Annotated in this window: 1 protein-coding gene and 1 pseudogene; both read right to left on the bottom strand. The window is 60.0% G+C overall.

What is annotated here, in order from left to right:
• A partial coding sequence (locus tag ABI213_RS11400; RefSeq protein WP_348027141.1) for a glycosyltransferase occupies positions 1–854 on the bottom strand: 854 nt, incomplete at its 3' end.
• 104 nt (positions 855–958) lie between these two features.
• Positions 959–1620 (bottom strand): annotated as a pseudogene (locus tag ABI213_RS11395) (glycosyltransferase family 2 protein); the annotation flags it as partial.

Below are 1620 nucleotides of genomic sequence, written 5' to 3'. Positions count from 1 at the left end.
TCGGCCGCAAAGATGCCTACCCGGCTGGCGATGATCCATTTGCCCAAAGATTTGGTCAAGAACCAGACACCGCTGGCATCAATTTGGCGGTAGGGAAACAGCAGGCAATCGGCTTCAGCAAACAAGGCTGCCATTTCTTCTTCGGATTGGCGCTGGGGCCGCAGGTCGATGGTGTCGCCCAGGCCGAACTCTGCGATGCGTGCTTGCAGGGGCGCAATGTCCATGCGTGGCCTGCCAGCTATCACCACCCGTGTTTGGCGCAGTACGTCTGGCGGCAGCATATGGAGTGCCTCTATGGCGAGGTCTATACCTTTGTAGGGTTTGATTTCGCCGAATAGTAAAAAACTGTAACGTTTGTCTGCACGTTCCGCAGGCATCGGCAGGGGTACTTGTAGCCGCAAGGCACCATGCGGAATGGTAACAATGCGCTTTGCAGGTACGCCACGGCTGATAAGCGTGTTACGGCCGCTTTCGGTATGCACGATGACCTTGTGCGCTAGGCGCATGGGTACATCGAAGCCGAAGTTTTGTATGAAAGAAAGGCGTTCGCCGTTGAAAGGCACGGTGTCGTGCACAGTGAGCACCAGCGGACACCAGCGCCGTATCAGCAGCATAGCCAGCACGTCAAGTGGTGGCAGCACAGTCCATTGGAAATGCACAACATCTGGTTTACGGGTGCGGATCTTCCACAACAGAGTGGTGAGCCCGGCTAGATGGGCAATGCCTTTGGCGACCGATTTGAGTTTGCCGGGTAGCCAGTTAGCTTCGTCTGTGCGGCGGTAGAAGAAGGGGTCGGTCCGTTCGATGGGGAGTTCTTGCCGGTCGCCCTTGCGTGTGGGGCGTGTGGCCCACATGGGTTGGGTTCCTGCGGCAAGTAGACCTTCGGTCAGCCCCGCGTTGTAAGGGGCTGTAAAAAGTGAAGGGTCTACCAGCAAGACGTGCAGAGGGGAGCGCTGGCTCATGGGGCGGTCGCCCCGGCCGTGGCATCGACCTGCAGGAGATGCTGGGTGCTAGGTTGCCATGCCGATTCGCGGATGAATGCAAGCCCGGCAAAGAAGCCCAGGGCCCAACTGGTATGCATGGTGGCGGCAGCGACACCTGCCAACAAACCGCAGGGCGAGCGATGTTGCCAAGCCACCGAAATAGAGGTCAGGGTGAGTGCCGTGAGGTAGCAGAGCGGCCACAGCAGTAGCAGCGGCAGCCATGCCCCAAGCACGATGGCCAGAGCCGATAGCACCAGATTGGCGGGTACCGCTAGTTGGCGCGCGCGCATGGACCCAGGGTGCCGCCGTACGGTGCGGGAACGGCCACGCCCGTATGCAAAGTATTGTTTGGCCAGAGTGGTCAGCGTGGCGCGCGGCTGGTAGCCCAGGCGGATGTCTGCGTCTAGGTAGACCTTGCTGCCGAGTCGGCGTTGGCGGCAGTCGAGCTCTGCATCTTCGTTATGGGTAAAGGTTTCGTCATAACCGTTGGCGCGCTGAAATGAGGCCATGCGAAACGCCGCGTGGTGGCCATGGTCTACAAAGCCACTGAGTCGCCCACCGCGGTGCGCAGACCCGCCGGTACCAGCCCAGGTGTTGGATGTCCAGGCGACCGCTTTCTGCAGGCAAGTGGTGCCAC

Source organism: Rhodoferax sp. (assembly GCF_039922535.1).
Taxonomy (GTDB): Bacteria; Pseudomonadota; Gammaproteobacteria; order Burkholderiales; family Burkholderiaceae_C; genus Rhodoferax_B.
The sequence above is the reverse complement of the archived record's forward strand: the minus strand, read 5'-3'. Positions and strand labels throughout refer to the sequence as shown.